Below are 17,089 nucleotides of genomic sequence, written 5' to 3'. Positions count from 1 at the left end.
CCGTCCGGCCGACACGAATCGACAAGTCGCGTCGGCATAATCGGCCGCCTCACGACTGCCGTTCCGTCCATGCACCGTCTCCTGCCCGCGGGCCTCTCGCTCGCCGCCACGCTTTTCTGCGCCGCCTGCTCCACCACCTCGACCACCGCTCCGCAGTACACCGTCGACGTTCCCGCCATCGACCGCCCGACCGGCGAAACCAGCGCATGGTGGTTCCGCAATGGCGCCTCGCAGGCCGCCGCGCGCGGCGCGATGGGTGGGCATGCGAAGAACGTCATCGTATTCCTTGGCGACGGCATGAGCCTGCCGACGGTCGCGGCCGCGCGCATTCTCGAAGGCCAGCGCCGCGGTCATCCCGGCGAGGAAAACCGCCTGAGCTGGGAAGACTTCCCGTACACCGCGCTCAGCAAGACCTACAACACCGATTCGCAGACGCCCGATTCGGCCGGCACGATGAGTGCGATCGCGACGGGCGTGAAAACGCGCATCGGCGTGATCTCGGTCGGCCCGGAAGTGCCGCGCGGCAACTGCGAGCAGGCCAAGCTGCATCCGACGACGACGCTGTGGGAAGTCGCCGCGTCGCAGGGCATGGACGTCGGCATCGTCACCACCACGCGCGTCACGCATGCGACGCCGGCCGCAACGTTCACGCACGTGCCCGATCGCAACTGGGAAGTCGACGAGGAGATGCCGCAGGACGCGCTGGCTGCGGGCTGCATCGACATCGCGCGGCAGCTCGTGGAATCGCCGCTCGCCGGCCACGTCAAAGTGCTGATGGGCGGCGGACGTTCGAACTTCCTGCCTGCCGCGGATGAAGATCCGGAATATGCCGACAAGCATGGCCTGCGACTCGACGGCCGCGACCTCGTCAACGAATGGTCGCAGCGCCATCCCGGTGGCGCCTACGTGTGGAATGCGAAGCAACTCGCGCAGGCGCCGGCGGACGCGCCGCTGCTCGGCTTGTTCGATCCCAGCCACATGCATTACGTCACCGATCGCGCCAGTGATGCAGCTGGCGAGCCAGATCTGCCGACGATGACGCTGGCCGCGATCTCGCGCCTGTCGAAGAGTCGCGACGGTTACGTGCTGCTCGTCGAAGGTGGGCGCATCGACCACGCGCACCACGAAGGCAACGCGTATCGCGCGCTGACCGAAACCGTCGAATTCAGCGATGCGGTGCGTGCCGCGATGAACGCGACATCCGCCGACGACACGCTGATCCTCGTCACCGCCGACCACTCGCACACGCTGAGCTTCGTCGGTTATCCGGTGCGCGGAAATCCCATCCTCGGCAAGGTGAAAGGCAGCAGCGGCGAAGGCGACGGCAAGACGGAATACGCGCTCGACGCCGCCGGGCATCCGTACACCACGCTCAATTACAGCAACGGGCCGGGCTACGTCGGCGCGACCGACCAGCAGCCCGAAGGCATCAAGCACTACCCGCATCTGGTCAGCGGCGCGCAGGACGCGAAAGAGGGCCGACCCGACCTGACCCACGTCGATACCGCATTACCGAACTACATGCAGGAAGCGCTGGTGCCGATGGCGTCGGAAACGCACGGTGGCGACGACGTCGGCATCTGGGCGCGCGGGCCGGGCAGCGAAGCGGTGCGCGGAAGCCTTGAAGAGAACTCGATCTTCCACATCCTGCTGCAGGCCACGCCGCGGCTCCGCAACGCGGTGTGCAAGGCCGGCGGCTGCGATGCACACGGGGTGCCGGTGTCGATGCCAGCATCGCTCGTTCCATCGCACTGACGATGCACCACGACGGCGGCGCGATGCCGCCGTCGTCGATCAGAACGGCTTGGCGAGCACCAGGTAGACGATCGCGACGAGCAGCAGCACCGGCAGCTCGTTGACCATGCGCAGCGTGCGCGACGACGGAATCGCGTCGCCGGCCGCGGCGCGCTTGAGCCAGCGCCCGCTCATGATGAAGAACACGAGCATCAGCACGACGGCACCGATCTTCGCGTGCAGCCAGCCGTTGCCCGGCGCGAACCACACCGGCGCGCCCGCGATGAATTTGCCTGCCAACGCGAGCAGCAGGCCGAGCACCAACGCGATGCCGAACATCGTGTGGCCGAAGCGATAGAGCCTGCGTCCCATCAGCACCAGGCGCTCGCGCACGGCGGCGTTGTCGCCGGCTTCGGCGATGTTGACGAGGATGCGCGGCAGGTAGAACACCGACGCCATCCACGCCATGACGAACACGACGTGGGCGGTCTTGATCCAGAGATAGGCCATGGCGCATCACGGTTCGGGCGGGGCCGGTAGGATGCCACGCGCATCACGCGCCGATCGACGAGCAGCGAAATGACCAAGCACTACGACCGCGACTATTTCGAACGCTGGTACCGCGACCCCGTGCTCAAGCGCGAGGCGATCGGCGGCGCCGCGCGGCTGTCGCGCAAGGTGGCGCTGGCGGTCGCCACCGCCGAGTACTGGCTCGAACGTCCGCTGCGCAGCGTGCTCGACGTGGGCTGCGGCGAAGGCGCGTGGCAGCCGGCCGTCAAAAAGCTGCGGCCGAAGGCGAGTTACATCGGCTTCGACAGCAGCGCGTATGCGATTGAACGCTTCGGTCGCCGCCGCAACCTGCATCTCGCGTCGTTCGGTGATTTCGCGTCGCTGCGCCCCTGCGCGCCGGCCGACCTCGTCGTCTGCAGCGATGTCATGCACTACCTCGAAGCGCGCGAACTCGATGCGGGGCTACCCGGCTTGGCCGAGCTGTGCGGCGGCGTCGCGTTTCTCGAAACCTTCACCCGCGAGGACGAGGTGGAAGGCGACACCGCGGGCTTCCGTCGTCGACCGGCGCGCTTCTATCGCGCGCGGCTGGAAGGCGCCGGATTCGTGCAGCTCGCCTCGCACCTGTGGCTGTCGCCGGCCCTCGCCGACCAGGCCGCGGCGCTGGAAATTCCGGGCTGAACGAGGCGGACACGCTTCACATTCTGCCGTCAAGCCCCTGCGCTATGCTGCGCTGCGACAGGGGGAATAAATGCTCTATCAGATGCATGAACTCGGCCGCGCCTGGCTCGCGCCGATGACCTATTGGGCCGACGCGATGAGCAAGGCCTTCGGCGCACCCGGCAGCTGGTTGCACGGCATGCCCGGCTCGTCGCAGTTGTCCGCCGGCTACGAGCTGTTCTACCGGCTCGGCAAGGACTACGAGAAGCCCGAATTCGATATCCACGACGTCGAAGTCGACGGCCGCGTGTATTCGGTGATGGAGCGCGAGTCGCTGCGCAAGCCGTTCTGCAGGCTGCTGCACTTCAAGCGCTTCGCCGACGACGTCGCCGGCGTGCAGACGCTCGCAGCGTCGCCGAAGGTGCTGGTTGTGGCGCCGCTGTCCGGCCACCACGCCACGCTGCTGCGCGACACCGTGCGCACGCTGCTGCGCGACCACGACGTCTACATCACCGACTGGGTCGACGCACGCATGGTGCCGGCCTCCGAAGGCCCGTTCCATCTCGACGACTACGTGCTGTACGTGGAGGAGTTCATCCGCCACATCGGCACCGGCAACCTGCACGTGATCAGCGTGTGCCAGCCGACCGTGCCGGTCCTTGCCGCCGTGTCGCTGATGGCTGCGCGCGGTGAGCCGACGCCGAAGTCGCTGGTGATGATGGGCGGCCCGATCGACACGCGCGAGAACCCGACGCAGGTCAACGACCTCGCCACGCACAAGCCGATGTGGTGGTTCGAATCGCAGCTCATCCATCCGGTGCCGCCGCCGTTTCCGGGTGCCGGGCGTCGCGTGTATCCGGGCTTCCTGCAGCACATGGGTTTCGTCGCGATGAATCCGGAGCGGCATTTCCAGTCGCACTGGGACTTCTACGAGAATCTGCTGCAAGGGGATCTCGAAGACGCCGAATCGCATCGCCGTTTCTACGACGAGTACAACGCGGTGCTCGACATGCCGGCCGAGTACTACCTCGACACCGTGCGCGTCGTGTTCAAGGAACACCTGCTGCCGAAGGGCGAGTGGGAAGTGCGCGGCCAGCGCGTGGATCCGTCGAAAATCCACAACATCGCGCTGCTCACCATCGAAGGCGAGCTGGACGACATTTCCGGCCGCGGCCAGACGCGCGCGGCGCAGAAGCTGTGCACGGGAATTCCGGAAGCGGACCGCCAGCACCTCGTCGTCGAGGGCGCCGGGCATTACGGCATCTTCAGCGGGCGTCGCTGGCGCACGCAGGTGTATCCGAAGGTGCGCGACTTCTTCGCGAAGTATTCGACGAACTGATCGCGATATCGCAATGAAAAACGGGCGCCTTCGAGGCGCCCGTTTTGTTTTCACGACGGTGATGCGTCAGGCGGTCGTCGAGGATTCGACCAGCATGTGCTTGGCGATCTGCCCGTGCAGGCGGCCGACGCCACGCGCCAGGTGCAGCGTCGCGAATAGCAGGAACACGCCACCGACGAACACGAACGGCAGGCCCCATGCATCGATGCCGTTGACCTGCACCTCGTTGAACGGCACCCAGCCGAACCATGCGAGCGCGGCGACCACCGGTGCAGCGATGAAGCCTGCGGAGAGCGACAGCAGCGTCACTGCGAGGGTGAAGTAGACGATGCCGATCGGCAGCATCAGCAGCATGTACGCCATCGTGCTCCACGTGCGCGGGTCGGTGAACATGGTGCGGATGCGCTCCAGAAGCGGCGCGTCTTTCGTGATGTAACGCGGGCGACGCGGCATGCGTTCGCCGAGCATCACTTCGACCAGTCGCCCTTCCACCAGCGAGAGCACCCGCACGGATCCGAAGAAGAGGATCGCCAGCGGAATACCGATGATGAGGATGGACATGCCGGCCGTCATCGACAGCCCGGTCACCACCCACGTGAAGTAGAAGATGCCGGTGGCGAGCGAGAGCAGCATGTAGAACAGCGCCGCGTACGTGCGTGGTTCGGCGGCGACGCCGAAGAACCGGCCGAGCGCGGTGCGTCGTTTGACCACCTTCGGCGGCTGCAGCGCGGTCTGCACGCGCACCTCAGTGTCGCGATAGATGTCCGCGACTTCCGACGGTGCGCCGTAACTGCCGGCGACATCCGCGATCACTTCGGCCTCGGAGCGACCGGGGTTCGCGGCCATTTCCGAGCGCAGGTAATCCTCGGCGTCGTAGAGCGCGTCCTGGATCAGCGCCGGGTCGGCGCCGGCGAGCGCGGCACGCAGGCGTTCGAGGTATTCGGCGATGGTGGCCGGCGCGCGCAGGTCGGTGAAGGAGTGGGCGGCGTTCATGCGAGGTCTCCCCGGGAGACGGACGGGAAAGTGGAAGTGGAAGTCGCGCGGGCGAGCGGCCCGAGCACGGCGTCGACCGAATCGCGCGTGCCGCGCCAGGCGTCGGCCCAGCGCATGAGCACGGAGCGGCCGGCGTCATTGATGCGGTAGTAGCGGCGCGGCGGGCCGGACACGGACGGCTCGACGAAGCTCTCGAGCAGCCCGCTGCCCTCCAGCCCGCGCAGCACCGGGTACAACGCGCTCTGCTTGCCGGACAGCACGCCCTCGAGCTGCTCCAGCCGCTTGGCGATCTGGTAGCCGTACATAGGCTCGGTGGCGTCCGCGAGCACGGCCAGCAGCGCCAGCGAGACGGTTCCGGCGCTGAGCTCCTTCTGGAATTTGCGCAGGTGGATGTCGGGATCGATGTCGGGTTGGGCGGACATGACGGAGGCTCGGCCTGGTGTCGAGTTCAATCTAGTGCGAACTCCGCTATAGCGAACCTGCCGGAGGTCATGCGGACCGAAGACAGGGGTCGGCCCACCCTCGAAGCGGCCGCTGCGCCAGAATCGGCCGACCACTCCGGGAAACCCGCCATGCCGACGTCGCGCCCGCTCGCCCTCTCGCTGTCCATCGCCCTCGCCTGCTGTGCGCTCGCCACGCAGGCCGCGACGCCCGCCAAGCCCGCGGCGGTGCGTTCGATGCAGGAAATCATCGACGCGTCCAAGCCGTCCGACTGGCGCGCGCTGGATCCGCAGAACGCGCTGTACATGGATCTCGCGAACGGGCACCGCGTCGTCATCGAACTCGCGCCGCACTTCTCGCCGCAGCACGTCGGCAACGTGCGCACGTTCGCGAAGGAGGGCTACTGGAACGGGCTGAGCATCGTGCGTTCGCAGGACAACTTCGTCGTGCAGTGGGGCGATCCGGAAGAGGACGCCGCCAAGCGCAAGCCGATCGGCAGCGCGAAGGCGAAGTTGCCGGCGGAGTTCACCAGTCGCGACGCATCGTTGACGAAGACATGGACGCGACTTCCCGACGTCGACGGCTGGGCGCCGCAGGTGGGCTTCGCCGATGGCATGCCGGTCGGTCACGACCCCAAGGCCGGCACGTACTGGATGGCGCATTGCTATGGCGCGGTCGGCGCGGGCCGCAACAATGAAGCCGATTCCAGCGACGCCACCGAGCTTTATGTCGTGACCGGGCAATCGCCGCGACAACTCGATCGCAACATGTCGATGGTCGGCCGCGTCGTGCAGGGCATGGAATGGCTGTCGACGATTCCGCGCGGCACTGGCGCGCTCGGCTTCTTCGAGAAGCCCGAACAGCGCGTCGGCATCACGTCGATCCGGCTTGCATCCGACGTGCCGGCGAGCGAGCGCACCAACATCGAGCTGATGCGCACCGATTCGCCGCTGTTCAAGGAACTGGTCGAATCGCGCCGCAATCGTCGCGACGCGTTCTACAAGGTGCAGGCGCACCACATCGACCTGTGCAACGTGCCGCTGCCTTCGCGCGAAGCGAAGAAGTAACGATCAGCGCGTGATCATCGGCGGCGCGACGCTGGCGCGCGCCGCCGGTTGCGTCGGGTGGTCGTTCGCGATTTTGAGCGCGGCCTCCGCGGCCGAAGTCGCGCCGTCGGTTTTCGTCGTCGCATTCTTGGGTGCGGTCGCAACGCCCGGAATCGGCACGATGTCGGGCGTAACGTTCGATGCGACGCCCGTCGTGCGCGGCCTGAGCGGGCCAGCATCCATAGAACGCGGCACCGGCGGTGGATCGTTCGGCCGACCATCGCCGGCGAGGCGCGGCTCATCGCTTTCCGCGGCGATGCGTTCGGCTTCCTGGCTCAGCACCACCAGCGAGATGCGGCGATTGCGCGCATCCGCCGGATCATTGCGATTGAACGGCACCGACGACGACAGACCGACGACGCGTGCGAGCTTCTCCTCGCGCATGCCGCCTTCGATGAGTGCGCGACGTGCGGCATTGGCGCGCTCGGCCGACAGTTCCCAGTTGCTGTAACCGATCTTCGCGGCGTACTGCGCGGTGTCGGTGTGGCCGGTGATCGCGACGCGGTTCGGCACCTGGTCGACGTACTTCGCGAGCTCGACCAGGATCTGCTTCGTGTAGCCCTTCAGCTCGGGCGAGCCCGAGTCGAACATCGGGCGGTTCATCGCATCGATGATCTGGATGCGCAGGCCTTCGGGCGTGATGTCGATCAGCAGCTGATCCTTGAACGGCTTGAGCGCCTGGCTCTGCGCGATCGCCTTCTCGAGTTGCTGCTTCAGCAGTTCGAGCTTCTTCTTGTCCGCCTGTTCGAGCGCCTTGCGTGCGGCTTCGTCGGCATTCTTGCCGTTGCCCAGACCTGGAACTTTCGCAGCGCCCGCGCCGGGCGGATTGCGCACCTGCGAGAACATCTTGATCGGCGTGTCGCCAGCCCCACCGGGGCCCATGCGTCCCTGCACCATCGTGCTGGTGCGGCCCTGCACGGCGCTGGGGTTCTTGAAGTAATCCGCGATGCCGCCGAGTTGTTCCTGCGGCATCTGCGCGACGAGCCACATCACCATGAAGAACGCCATCATCGCGGTCACGAAGTCGGCGTACGCCACCTTCCACGAACCGCCGTGATGCCCGCCGCCGCTCTTCTTGCGACGTCGGACGATGATGATGGGAGCCGGTTGCGCCGACATCGATCAGCCCTTCGCGGCCTTGAGGTCGGCTTCGAGGTCTTGGAACGTCGGGCGCACGTCGGAGAACAGAAGCTTGCGTGCGAATTCGATCGCCACGCTCGGCGCGTAGCCGCGCAGCGACGCGATCAGTGCCATCTTCACCACTTCGAACGCTTTGCCGTCTTCGTGCGCGCGGTTTTCCATCGCGCTGGCGATCGGGCCGACGAAACCGTACGACACGAGGATGCCGAGGAACGTACCGACCAGCGCCGACGCGACCTTCTCGCCGATCTCCGCGGGCGATGCGCTGCCGACGATCGACATCGTATTGATGATGCCGAGCACGGCCGCGACGATGCCGAAGCCCGGCAACGCGTCGCCCACCTTCTGCATGGAATGCGCGGGCTCGAGCGATTCGTGGTGGTGCGTCTCGAGTTCGTACTCGAGCAGCGACTCGAGTTCATGCGGTGCCATGTTGCCGCCGACGATCAGGCGCAGGCAGTCGGTGATGAAGTCGAGGATGTGATGGTCCGCGAGGACCTTCGGATACTTCTGGAAGATCGAGCTGTCCTGCGGCTGCTCGATGTGCGCTTCGATGGCCATCATGCCTTCGCGACGCATCTTCACCAGCAGCTCGTAGATGAGCTTGAGCAGGTCGACGTAGTCCTCGCGCTTGTACTTCGGGCCCTTCATCACGCCCTTGACGCCGGCGAGCGAGGCCTTGATCACCTTGATCGGGGTCGCGACCACCCACGAACCGGCGGCGCAGCCGACGATCACGATGATTTCGTTGAGGTGCCACAACGCGAGCAGCTTCCCGCCCACCATCGTGAAGCCGCCGAGCACGCTGGCGAGAACGACGACGGCGCCGATGATCAGATACATCCGTGTTTGCTCCCGACGCGGCGGATTCGACACCGACCGTATCGGCGATGGCCCGGCGATCTTGAGCAAAGCGGCCGTGGCGCGGGGCCTGCGTCGCATTACGGCCGCTTCGTGTTGGCGCTTCGGTCACGCCCGCGCGGCCAGCATCGGGGCCGGACCCCGCAGGAGCACGCCATGAATCCCACCACCCCGCAGCACGGCCGCAACCGCGACGCCGGCGCCCGCCTGTACGAGGACATGCCCTCGATCACCGACCGTGGCGATGCCGACACCGGCCGCGCCGACGACTCGTTCGGCCCGCCCGAGATCGGCGGCCCCGAGGAACCACGCTACGGCCGCGACGTGCAGAGCGACGAGGACCGCGCGCTGACCCGGTCGACGCACCGCGCCCATGCACGCGCGTCGCGGGCCGAAGAACGCCAGCCGCTCGGACTCGACGCTCACCGAGGAACTCAACGAGCGCTTCATGCACGACGAACTGCTCGACGCGTCGGAGATCCTCATCAGCGTCGACAGCGGCCGCGTGCTGCTGACCGGCGAAGTGCCGCAGCGCTGGATGAAGCATCGCGCCGAGGACATCGCCGATTCCGTCCGCGGCGTGGCCGAGGTCGAGAACCGCATCCGCGTCGACAACGGCGTCGCTTCGTTCGGCACGGGCGGCGCGGTGCGCAGCGGCCTGAACCAGCCGGGCAGCGGGTTTTCCAGCTCGCCGCCGAATGCCGACTGGCAGCCGCGCGACAACCGGGTCGACTGACGCCGCGACCGCCGCAAACGAAAACGCCCGCATCGCGCGGGCGTTTTCGCATCACAGGTACGAGTTGGATCAGAAGGCGAACCACATCCTCGCGAAGTAGGCGCGGCCATTCAGGCCGAACTGCACGCTCTCGTAGATGTGGCCGTTGTCGGTCTCGTTCGGGTCCTGCCGCGTCGGGAACACGTCGAACAGGTTGGTGACGCCGAGCGTGAGCTTGGCCTTCGGCGTGAACGAGTAGGTGCCGCTGATATCGGCCGAGGTCTTGGCGTCGTAGTGCTGGTTCGGAACGCCGGCCTCGGTGCCGGAGAACGTGCCGAGTTCCTGCGGGCCGAAGTGGATGATCTTCAGGTTCGCGTTCCACTGCGCACGCGTCCAGTCGAAACCGAGCACCGCCTTGCGACGCGGCGCGCCGTTCTCGACGAACAGGCGATCACGCTCCGGCAGCAGCGTGTCTTCGCGACCGGCCAGCGATGCCGGCGCGTTCACCTGCGTCACTTCGGTGCGGTTGAAGTTCGCGGCGAGGAACGTGTCGAGCGCACCGCCCCACAGCGTGGCGTGGTTCGACATGGTGACGTCGAGCCCGGTGGTCTTGGTGTCGACCGCGTTGACGAAGAAGCGCGCCACGCCCACGTCGCGTGCCTCGAGGATGGCGCCGATGTTCGGATCGTCGGTGCCGAACTCGCCGGTGAGGATGATGCGGTTGCTGATGTCGATACGGTAGGCGTCGACGGTGAGCGACAGCGCGCGCGACGGCGTCCACGTCAGGCCGAGCGTGCCGCTCTTGGACTTCTCTTCGGTCAGCGCCGGAATGCCCGCGGCCTGCGCGAGCGGGCTGTCGTTCGACGCGATCACGATGTCGACCGGCTGGCCGCTGATGAAGTCGGTGATCGTCGACGAGAAGTACTTCTGCTGCAGCGACGGCGCGCGGAAGCCGGTGCTGTACGAGCCACGCAGCAGCAACGTGTCGGTGGCCTTGAACGCGGCGGCGATCTTGCCGTCGACGGTCGAGCCGAAGTCGCTGAAGTCTTCCCAGCGCACGGCGAGGTCGGTGGTCCAGCGCGGCGACAGGTCGAGCTCGACGTCGGCGTATAGCGCATCGCTTGAACGCGTGCGGTTGGTGACGTCGGCCGGCTGGAAGCCCGGGAAGCCCTGGCTGCCCGCGTTGCCGCCGACGCCCGCGCCGTCCGCATCGCGGTACGAATTCGGTTCGCCCGCGCGGATGCGGTAGCGCTCGTCGCGATGCTCGGCGCCGAACGCGAGGTTCATGCCGTCGAGCACGCCGTCGTAGAAGCGCGAGAAGTCGAGGTTGGTGGTGTTCTGCTCGAACGAGAAGCCGCCGGCGTCGAAGCGCGACGGGCTGATCGCCGGGCGGCCCGCGGTGGCCTCGGCATTGGCGATCGACGCGTTGAGCGTGTGGTTGATGTCGTAGCGCAGCTCGTTGTAGCCATGCGTCTGCGACAGGTCCCAATGCCAGAGCCCGGCATCACCGCGCACGCCCAGGATGCCGAAGCGGTCCTCGATGTCGGCATCGATGAAGGGCACGAAGCCATCGGGGTACATGTCGGGCGAGTTGCGCGACGGGATGTCGTCGCTGCCAACGCCCCCGCGCGCGAACGCGGCCGACGACGCGGCGCGGCTTTGGATGCCGGCGGTGAAGTAGACGGTCGCAGCGTCGCCCAGCGGCTGGTCGCCGTTCAAGAACAGCGTGCGGTTGATCACCTGCGAGTCGCCGATGATGCGCAGCGGGTTCTCGGCGGTGGCGCGATTGGAACGGCCGCGGTCCTGCCATTCACCGGTCACAGCCAGCGTGCCACCGGTCGCGAGCTTCATGCCGCAGTACGCGGACGCCAGCCAGTTCTCGCCGTCCCCGCGCGAGTACTGCCCCCAGCCGAGCGCGGTTTCGCAGCCTTCGCGGCGCTTGAGCGCGATGTTCATGACGCCGGCGATCGCGTCGGAGCCGTACTGCGCCGCCGCGCCATCGCGCAGGACTTCGATGCGGTCGATCGCCATCACCGGGACCGAATTGAGGTCGGTACCCGTGTTGCCGCGGTTGCGCGCGCCGTAGATGTTCACCAGCGACACCGTGTGGTGGCGCTTGCCGTTGACGAGCACGAGCGTCTGGTCGGAACCCAAGCCGCGAAGCGCGGCACCGTCGACGAGGTCGGCACCATCGGCACCGGTCTGGCGCGTGGAAATCAGGGACGGCACCGTGGCCTGCAGGGACTGCGCGAGGTCGAACTGCGCACCGGTCTCGGCCTGGCGTTGCATCGGCAGCACGTCCACCGGCACCGGCGTGGTGGTTTCGGACGAGCGCTGCACGCGGCGCGAGCCGACGATGCTCACGGTGTCGAGCTGCGGCGTGGCGGCGTCGGCAGGTGCGGTGGTCGCGTCCTGTGCGTATGCGTTCGGCATGGCGGCGAGCGCGAGCACGACGGCGATCGTCGAACTCAGAACGGCGCGACGCGGATGGTCGATCGAGTGTCCCTGCATCTGTGTTTCCCCAAGAAGTGATCCCCCGCGCGGAATCTAGCCGGGACGCGTCACCCCGTCTACGCGATGAACCGCTCAGCTGCAGGGCGCAGCCCATCACACGGCCTTTGCCGCTGCGTGCCTAGCCTCGAAATCGCCCCAAACACCGGACGTAAATGCCATGCCCGTGATGCGTATGCGAGTGACAGGCAGCGACCACCACGCCCGCGCCATCGGCAATCTGCTGCAGAGCATCGACGGCATCGAGCACGTCGAAGAAGTGGCGGATCTGATGCCGCATGCCGACGACGACGATTCGAGTTCAGCAGGCCTGCCCGACGACCAGGGCCCCGGCGTGCACGAACTCGAAGTCGAAGCTGGCAACGACTACACCGTGCAGCGCGTGCGCGATGCCGTTGAAGCATTGGCCCACGACCTCGACGTGATGGTCGAGTTCGAGAACGACAACGACTGGAACAGCTGAGCGAACGATGCCCCGTGTCGCGCCCCTGATGCGAATGACGAGCCCGCGCACGATGGTGCGTGAGCCCGCGCGCGTCCACGGCCCGACGGGAGCCTGATCATGCAAGGCCGGCTGCACGAAGCGCTGCTGTCGGACCTCTCTCCGCGGACGAGCACGTATCTGCCCGGCGCACCCGCGATGTTCGGTAGCGGCGTGCCCGCCGTCGACGGCATTCGCATCGGCATCGGTGGCTGGACGTACGCGCCGTGGCGGCACACGTTCTATCCGCCGGGTCTGGTGACGCGTCGCGAACTCGAATATGCGAGCCGCCGTTTTTCGACCGTCGAAATCAACGGCACGTTCTACGGTGCGCGTCGTGCATCCGAGTACGCGCAGTGGCGCGAGCAGACGCCGGAAGGCTTCGTGTTCTCGGTCAAGGCGCCGCAGCACATAACGCAGCGCGGGCCGCTGGCGAAATGCGGCAAGGCCGCGTGGGCGTTCCTCAATGGTGGACTCGCCGAACTCGGCGATCGACTCGGCCCCGTGCTCTGGCACATGCCGCCGAGCCGATTGTTCGACGCCGACGATCTCGCTGCATTCCTCGACCTGCTGCCGCGCACGCTGGACGGGCGACCGTTGCGTCATGTCATCGAACCGGGTCATCCGAGTTTCGTCGACCCGCGCTTCATCGAGATCGCACGCGGCTTCGGCGCCGGCACCGTATTCACCGACGCGCCCGACATGCCGGTGTTCGGCGACGTGACCGGTCGCATCGTCTACCTGCGACTGATGCGCTCGCGCGTCGATCTCGCCGAAGGCTATGAAGGTGCGGAACTCGATACCTGGCTCGAGCGCGCGCGCGAATGGGCGCGTGGCGAAGAGCCGAGCGACGTGCCGCATCTCGTCGAACCGGCAACGCTGCTGGGAAAGCGCGAGGTCTATGTCTACTTCATCGGCGGTGCGAAGCAGCGCAATCCGGCTGCGGGCATGGCGATGATCTCGCGGTTGCTGCGTCGCTGACCTGCAACGCCTAAACGTCGCCGCGTCACCGCCGCACATGGGCGATCGCTGCACTACCCGACATCCACTAGAGCCGCGTAACGACCGCGCTTCGACGAGCCGTCAGGCGTCGATGATCACCAGTGTGCCGTGGCTGCCTTCAGCAACCGCATGCGGAACGTTGGCAGGAACGATGTACACCTCGCCGGCGCGCACGTGGGTGATCGCGCCCCCGATCTCAAGGTTCATCTGTCCTTCCAGCACCAGCAACGCTTCGTCGACCGCATGCGACTCGTTCGGATAGGCACGGCCGTCCATGCGCGTCACCTTGACGTTGGCGCCCGCGGCGCGACCGACGACGGTCGAACACCACGCTTCTGGCAGCGTCGAGGCAAGAGCGACGAGATCCTTATGTACTGCCATCGGAAAGCTCCGTGGTGAATCTTGGATGTTTCGCGAGGGTCATCGCGGGCGTTGACCGAACGATTGCGGCCAAGTCCTCGCCCGATCGACAATGACTGCTCGACGCATACTGGCGGACGCGAACCTTATCGCCGCGTTCGCGTATGCACCGATCGAATGAATCAAGTCGCGATGCTGGTCCCGCGATCCGCCGCAAGCTGCTCCGCGGTGCCGTAACGCGACGCGAGATACGCAGCCGCGAACGTCGACATCAGTTCGCGCGCTGGCTCATCGCCACGCTACCGAGGATGAGCGCACCCGCGATCACCATCCGCAGCGTCGGCACTTCGCCGAGCAGCATCCACGCCCATGCCACGCCGAACAGCGGAACGAGGTAGGTCACTGTCGACGCGCGGCCCGCGCCGATGCGCGCAATCAACCGGTAGTACATGACGAAGGCGATGCCGGTGCACATCACGCCGAGCAGGATCACCGACAGCCACGCATGCGCGGACGGCATCCGCGACGGCCATTGCGCCATGCCGAACGGCGCGACGAGGATCGAGCTACACAGCAGCGTCGCCGGCGCGACCGCACTGGCCGGTAGGCCGGTCAGGTGTCGACGCACGAGGTTGATGCCGACGCCGTAGAGCAACGCGGCGGCCGAACCCGCCATCACCGCAGGGCCGATGTCGGCGCCGGCGATGCGACCGCTCGCCAGTACGACCACGCCGGCGAAACCGGTCGCTAGCGTCACGCTGCGCGCCAAGCCGATCTTTTCGCGGAAGAACATCGCGCCGACCAGCGCGGTGAACAGGACGGTCATCGCATTGCAGATGGCGCCGACGCCCGCCGGCGCGCGTTCGGCACCCCACGCAAACAACAGGAACGGGATCGCCGAGTTGATCGCGCCGATCACCGCGAGCTTCGGCCACATGCGCAGCGGGAAGGATGCCCGCGCCTTCCACAGGAACGGCATCAGCACGATCGCGCCGAGCGCGAGACGCAGCTCGACCAGCGCGGCCGGCCCGAACTCCGATGCGGCGACACGCATGAACAGGAAGGACGCGCCCCAGATCGCGCCGAGCACACCGATCTCCAGCGGCGTCACCCAGGACGCGGCGGATGGGACCGCATTGGCGGTGGCGGATGCATTGGCGGACATGGCGTTTCCTCCGGAAAGCGCAGGCTGGGCCCGGTGCGGCGTCGACGCTATCCGCGTCTTGCGCACCACTGGCCACGAGCGAAGTTGGTGTCGAAGCCTATTGTCCGTGCGACGCGGGGCGGCACAAGCGCATACTTTCGAGGTCCGACCCAAATCTGGCTTGAGGCTCGCATGAGTACCCGCGCGGAATGGCTGTCGGCGCTGGCCGCCTTCGAATCGGCAGCGCGCCACCAGAACTTCGCCCACGCCGGCGAGGAGCTGCACCTCACCGCCAGCGCGGTGAGCCACCACGTGCGCAAGCTGGAATCGCGGCTCGGGCTGCCGCTGTTCCAGCGCCATGCGCGCGGCGTGGCGCTGACCGCGGCCGGGCGCCAGCTGGCCGACGCGGCGAGCAGTTCGCTGGCCGACCTCGAGGACGTGCTGCGCGGGCTCAAGGCGTCGAGCGAGGACCACGACATCGTGCGCATCGCGACGCTGCATTCCTTCACCTGCGCCTGGCTGATGCCGCGGCTGCCGCGCTTCGCCGCGATGCACCCCGGTGTACGCCTCAGCATCGAAACCGGCTTCGCCCTTGCCCGCTTCGACGACAGCGGGCCGGACCTCGCGATCCGTCACGGCGGCGGCCAGTGGCCCGGCGCGCAGGCCACGAAGCTGATGGACGAACATCTCTTCCCCGTCGCCGCACCGACGATGCCCGGCATCGCGGAAACCAAGACGGCGCGCGACGTCGCCAGCCTTCCGCTGGTCGCCGACAACGCACGCCAGGGCTGGCACGACTGGTTCCGCGCGGCGAAGGTGCTGGGCATTACGCCGGACGAGCGCTTCCGCTTCACCGATTCCACCGGTGCGCTCGAAGCCTCGGCGACGGGGCTAGGCGCGGTGCTCGCACGCGAGCACATCGTCGCGCCCTATCTCGCCAGCGGCCGACTGGTGCAGCTGCCGGGACCGTCGCTTACCGCGCGCTGGGCGTACTACGTGGTGACGCCGACGCATCGCCGCCTGCGCCCCGCCGCGCAGACGTTCGTCGACTGGGTGATCGACGAAGCTCGCACACACACCGGCTGAGCCGCGTGTTCCGTGACGACCGCGGCGCGGCGTCGACGCATGCAGCGTCGATAATGGCGCGATGTCGACACCCGAAACCCGCCGCGCCTTCCTGCAGATCCACTCTTGCGTGGTGCTATGGGGCTTCACTGCCATCCTCGGAAAGCTGATCAGCCTGCGCGCGCTGCCGCTGGTGTGGTGGCGCATGTTGTTCGTGGTCGCGGTGCTCGCCTGCGTGCCGCGCGTGTGGCGCGGCCTGCGTGCGATGCCGGGCCGCCTCATCGCCGCGTACGGCGGGATCGGCGTGCTGGTGTCGCTGCACTGGCTGACGTTCTACGGCTCGATCAAGTTGTCGAACGCATCGGTGGGCGCGACCTGCATCGCGCTCGGCACAGTATTCACCGCGATGGTCGAGCCGTGGCTCGCGCGCACACGCTTCCAGCCGCGTGATTTCCTGCTCGGCGTCGCGGTGCTGCCGGGCGTCGCACTCGTCGTTGGAGGCATTCCGCATGGCATGCGTGCGGGTGTCGCAGTCGGCACGTTGTCGGCGTTGCTGGTCGCGCTGTTCGGTTCGCTCAACAAGCGACTCGTCGAGCATGGCGATGCATTGACGGTGACGGCGATCGAACTTGCCGCGGGCACGGTCGCGCTGACCCTGCTGTCGCCGCTCATAAGCGTTCTGATGCCGGGCGAAGGGCTCGCACTCGCCCTGCCCCCGCTGCGCGATATCGGGCTGCTGCTGGTGCTGTCGATCGGCTGCACGCTGGTGCCGTACGCGTTGTCGCTGGTCGCGCTGCGGCACATGAGCGCGTTCGCGGCGCAGCTCGCGGTGAACCTGGAGCCGGTGTACGCGATCGTGCTGGCGATCGTGCTGCTAGGCGAGCAGCGCCAGTTGAGCATTACGTTCTATGCGGGCGTGGCGATCATCCTCGGCGCGGTGCTGGCGTATCCGCTGCTGCATCGGCTGCGTCGCATCGAGCATCCGGAGATGCTCGCCGCATCGGAAGCCAAGGGCGCGGTGGACTGAGCC

18 protein-coding genes are annotated in these 17,089 nt (G+C 67.2%); 9 read left to right on the top strand and 9 right to left on the bottom strand.

The window, feature by feature from the left end; translation table 11 throughout:
- The first annotated feature begins 69 nt into the window (after positions 1-69).
- Positions 70-1,755, top strand: coding sequence for an alkaline phosphatase (locus tag ACVWZN_RS01010; RefSeq protein WP_456952246.1), 1,686 nt, complete (start codon positions 70-72; stop codon positions 1,753-1,755).
- 39 nt (positions 1,756-1,794) lie between these two features.
- Here ACVWZN_RS01010 and ACVWZN_RS01005 read toward each other — a convergent pair whose 3' ends face one another.
- Positions 1,795-2,244, bottom strand: a complete 450-nt coding sequence (locus tag ACVWZN_RS01005) for a CopD family protein (protein ID WP_456952245.1) — start codon at positions 2,242-2,244, stop codon at positions 1,795-1,797.
- Positions 2,245-2,313: 69 nt separating this feature from the next.
- Here ACVWZN_RS01005 and ACVWZN_RS01000 point away from each other — a divergent pair, with 69 nt between their 5' ends.
- Positions 2,314-2,922, top strand: coding sequence for a class I SAM-dependent DNA methyltransferase (locus tag ACVWZN_RS01000; RefSeq protein ID WP_456952244.1), 609 nt, complete (start codon positions 2,314-2,316; stop codon positions 2,920-2,922).
- 70 nt (positions 2,923-2,992) lie between these two features.
- Complete coding sequence (locus tag ACVWZN_RS00995) at positions 2,993-4,240, top strand: polyhydroxyalkanoate depolymerase (protein ID WP_456952243.1); 1,248 nt, start codon at positions 2,993-2,995, stop codon at positions 4,238-4,240.
- 66 nt (positions 4,241-4,306) lie between these two features.
- Here ACVWZN_RS00995 and ACVWZN_RS00990 read toward each other — a convergent pair whose 3' ends face one another.
- Positions 4,307-5,233 (bottom strand): sensor domain-containing protein, encoded by a 927-nt coding sequence (locus ACVWZN_RS00990; protein ID WP_456952242.1) that lies wholly within the window; start codon positions 5,231-5,233, stop codon positions 4,307-4,309.
- Entirely contained in the window at positions 5,230-5,655 is a 426-nt protein-coding gene (locus ACVWZN_RS00985) for a PadR family transcriptional regulator (RefSeq protein ID WP_456952241.1), read from the bottom strand. The genes ACVWZN_RS00990 and ACVWZN_RS00985 overlap by 4 nt, the downstream gene beginning before the upstream one ends.
- Before the next feature lie 150 nt (positions 5,656-5,805).
- Here ACVWZN_RS00985 and ACVWZN_RS00980 point away from each other — a divergent pair, with 150 nt between their 5' ends.
- On the top strand, positions 5,806-6,741 hold the full coding sequence (locus ACVWZN_RS00980) for a peptidylprolyl isomerase (RefSeq protein WP_027082495.1): 936 nt from the start codon (positions 5,806-5,808) through the stop codon (positions 6,739-6,741).
- 3 nt (positions 6,742-6,744) lie between these two features.
- On the opposite strand, the gene motB is transcribed toward ACVWZN_RS00980, so the two are convergent.
- From motB to ACVWZN_RS00965, 3 genes are all read right to left on the bottom strand, one after another.
- Positions 6,745-7,899 carry a flagellar motor protein MotB gene (gene motB / locus ACVWZN_RS00975; protein ID WP_456952240.1) on the bottom strand — a complete coding sequence of 385 codons (1,155 nt, stop codon included), beginning with the start codon at positions 7,897-7,899 and terminating at the stop codon, positions 6,745-6,747.
- Between the two features lie 3 nt (positions 7,900-7,902).
- Positions 7,903-8,763, bottom strand: a complete 861-nt coding sequence (motA, locus tag ACVWZN_RS00970) for a flagellar motor stator protein MotA (RefSeq protein ID WP_027082494.1) — start codon at positions 8,761-8,763, stop codon at positions 7,903-7,905.
- A 126-nt stretch (positions 8,764-8,889) separates the two neighbouring features.
- A complete protein-coding gene (locus ACVWZN_RS00965; protein WP_456952239.1) occupies positions 8,890-9,231 on the bottom strand; it encodes a hypothetical protein in 342 nt (113 codons plus the stop codon).
- Between ACVWZN_RS00965 and ACVWZN_RS00960 the strand changes: the two genes are divergently transcribed.
- A complete protein-coding gene (locus tag ACVWZN_RS00960) occupies positions 9,230-9,517 on the top strand; it encodes a BON domain-containing protein (protein ID WP_456952238.1) in 288 nt (95 codons plus the stop codon). The genes ACVWZN_RS00965 and ACVWZN_RS00960 overlap by 2 nt on opposite strands.
- A gap of 69 nt (positions 9,518-9,586) precedes the next feature.
- Here ACVWZN_RS00960 and ACVWZN_RS00955 read toward each other — a convergent pair whose 3' ends face one another.
- A complete protein-coding gene (locus ACVWZN_RS00955; RefSeq protein WP_456952237.1) occupies positions 9,587-12,007 on the bottom strand; it encodes a TonB-dependent receptor plug domain-containing protein in 2,421 nt (806 codons plus the stop codon).
- 160 nt (positions 12,008-12,167) lie between these two features.
- Between ACVWZN_RS00955 and ACVWZN_RS00950 the strand changes: the two genes are divergently transcribed.
- Positions 12,168-12,470 carry a hypothetical protein gene (locus tag ACVWZN_RS00950; protein WP_456952236.1) on the top strand — a complete coding sequence of 101 codons (303 nt, stop codon included), beginning with the start codon at positions 12,168-12,170 and terminating at the stop codon, positions 12,468-12,470.
- Between the two features lie 177 nt (positions 12,471-12,647).
- Entirely contained in the window at positions 12,648-13,469 is an 822-nt protein-coding gene (locus ACVWZN_RS00945) for a DUF72 domain-containing protein (RefSeq protein WP_456954673.1), read from the top strand.
- A 102-nt stretch (positions 13,470-13,571) separates the two neighbouring features.
- Here the strand turns inward: ACVWZN_RS00945 and ACVWZN_RS00940 are convergent, their stop codons facing one another.
- Both ACVWZN_RS00940 and ACVWZN_RS00935 read right to left on the bottom strand, forming a co-directional pair.
- Complete coding sequence (locus ACVWZN_RS00940) at positions 13,572-13,871, bottom strand: cupin domain-containing protein (RefSeq protein ID WP_456952235.1); 300 nt, start codon at positions 13,869-13,871, stop codon at positions 13,572-13,574.
- Positions 13,872-14,121: 250 nt separating this feature from the next.
- Positions 14,122-15,015, bottom strand: a complete 894-nt coding sequence (locus tag ACVWZN_RS00935; RefSeq protein WP_456952234.1) for a DMT family transporter — start codon at positions 15,013-15,015, stop codon at positions 14,122-14,124.
- A gap of 171 nt (positions 15,016-15,186) precedes the next feature.
- Between ACVWZN_RS00935 and ACVWZN_RS00930 the strand changes: the two genes are divergently transcribed.
- Positions 15,187-16,080, top strand: a complete 894-nt coding sequence (locus ACVWZN_RS00930) for a LysR substrate-binding domain-containing protein (protein ID WP_456952233.1) — start codon at positions 15,187-15,189, stop codon at positions 16,078-16,080.
- 61 nt (positions 16,081-16,141) lie between these two features.
- Positions 16,142-17,086 (top strand): DMT family transporter, encoded by a 945-nt coding sequence (locus ACVWZN_RS00925; protein WP_456952232.1) that lies wholly within the window; start codon positions 16,142-16,144, stop codon positions 17,084-17,086.
- Positions 17,087-17,089: the final 3 nt, after the last annotated feature.

Source organism: Lysobacter sp. HA35 (genome assembly GCF_054061195.1).
The sequence above is the reverse complement of the archived record's forward strand: the minus strand, read 5'-3'. Positions and strand labels throughout refer to the sequence as shown.

What these genes read in the sequence shown, in the direction of transcription:
- ACVWZN_RS01010 (WP_456952246.1), top strand. Translation starts at nt 70, where the DNA reads ATGCACCGTCTCCTGCCCGCGGGCCTCTCGCTCGCCGCCACGCTTTTC.
- ACVWZN_RS01005 (WP_456952245.1), bottom strand. Translation starts at nt 2,244, where the DNA reads ATGGCCTATCTCTGGATCAAGACCGCCCACGTCGTGTTCGTCATGGCG.
- ACVWZN_RS01000 (WP_456952244.1), top strand. Translation starts at nt 2,314, where the DNA reads ATGACCAAGCACTACGACCGCGACTATTTCGAACGCTGGTACCGCGAC.
- ACVWZN_RS00995 (WP_456952243.1), top strand. Translation starts at nt 2,993, where the DNA reads ATGCTCTATCAGATGCATGAACTCGGCCGCGCCTGGCTCGCGCCGATG.
- ACVWZN_RS00990 (WP_456952242.1), bottom strand. Translation starts at nt 5,233, where the DNA reads ATGAACGCCGCCCACTCCTTCACCGACCTGCGCGCGCCGGCCACCATC.
- ACVWZN_RS00985 (WP_456952241.1), bottom strand. Translation starts at nt 5,655, where the DNA reads ATGTCCGCCCAACCCGACATCGATCCCGACATCCACCTGCGCAAATTC.
- ACVWZN_RS00980 (WP_027082495.1), top strand. Translation starts at nt 5,806, where the DNA reads ATGCCGACGTCGCGCCCGCTCGCCCTCTCGCTGTCCATCGCCCTCGCC.
- motB (WP_456952240.1), bottom strand. Translation starts at nt 7,899, where the DNA reads ATGTCGGCGCAACCGGCTCCCATCATCATCGTCCGACGTCGCAAGAAG.
- motA (WP_027082494.1), bottom strand. Translation starts at nt 8,763, where the DNA reads ATGTATCTGATCATCGGCGCCGTCGTCGTTCTCGCCAGCGTGCTCGGC.
- ACVWZN_RS00960 (WP_456952238.1), top strand. Translation starts at nt 9,230, where the DNA reads ATGCACGACGAACTGCTCGACGCGTCGGAGATCCTCATCAGCGTCGAC.
- ACVWZN_RS00965 (WP_456952239.1), bottom strand. Translation starts at nt 9,231, where the DNA reads ATGAAGCGCTCGTTGAGTTCCTCGGTGAGCGTCGAGTCCGAGCGGCTG.
- ACVWZN_RS00955 (WP_456952237.1), bottom strand. Translation starts at nt 12,007, where the DNA reads ATGCAGGGACACTCGATCGACCATCCGCGTCGCGCCGTTCTGAGTTCG.
- ACVWZN_RS00950 (WP_456952236.1), top strand. Translation starts at nt 12,168, where the DNA reads ATGCCCGTGATGCGTATGCGAGTGACAGGCAGCGACCACCACGCCCGC.
- ACVWZN_RS00945 (WP_456954673.1), top strand. Translation starts at nt 12,648, where the DNA reads ATGTTCGGTAGCGGCGTGCCCGCCGTCGACGGCATTCGCATCGGCATC.
- ACVWZN_RS00940 (WP_456952235.1), bottom strand. Translation starts at nt 13,871, where the DNA reads ATGGCAGTACATAAGGATCTCGTCGCTCTTGCCTCGACGCTGCCAGAA.
- ACVWZN_RS00935 (WP_456952234.1), bottom strand. Translation starts at nt 15,015, where the DNA reads ATGTCCGCCAATGCATCCGCCACCGCCAATGCGGTCCCATCCGCCGCG.
- ACVWZN_RS00930 (WP_456952233.1), top strand. Translation starts at nt 15,187, where the DNA reads ATGAGTACCCGCGCGGAATGGCTGTCGGCGCTGGCCGCCTTCGAATCG.
- ACVWZN_RS00925 (WP_456952232.1), top strand. Translation starts at nt 16,142, where the DNA reads ATGTCGACACCCGAAACCCGCCGCGCCTTCCTGCAGATCCACTCTTGC.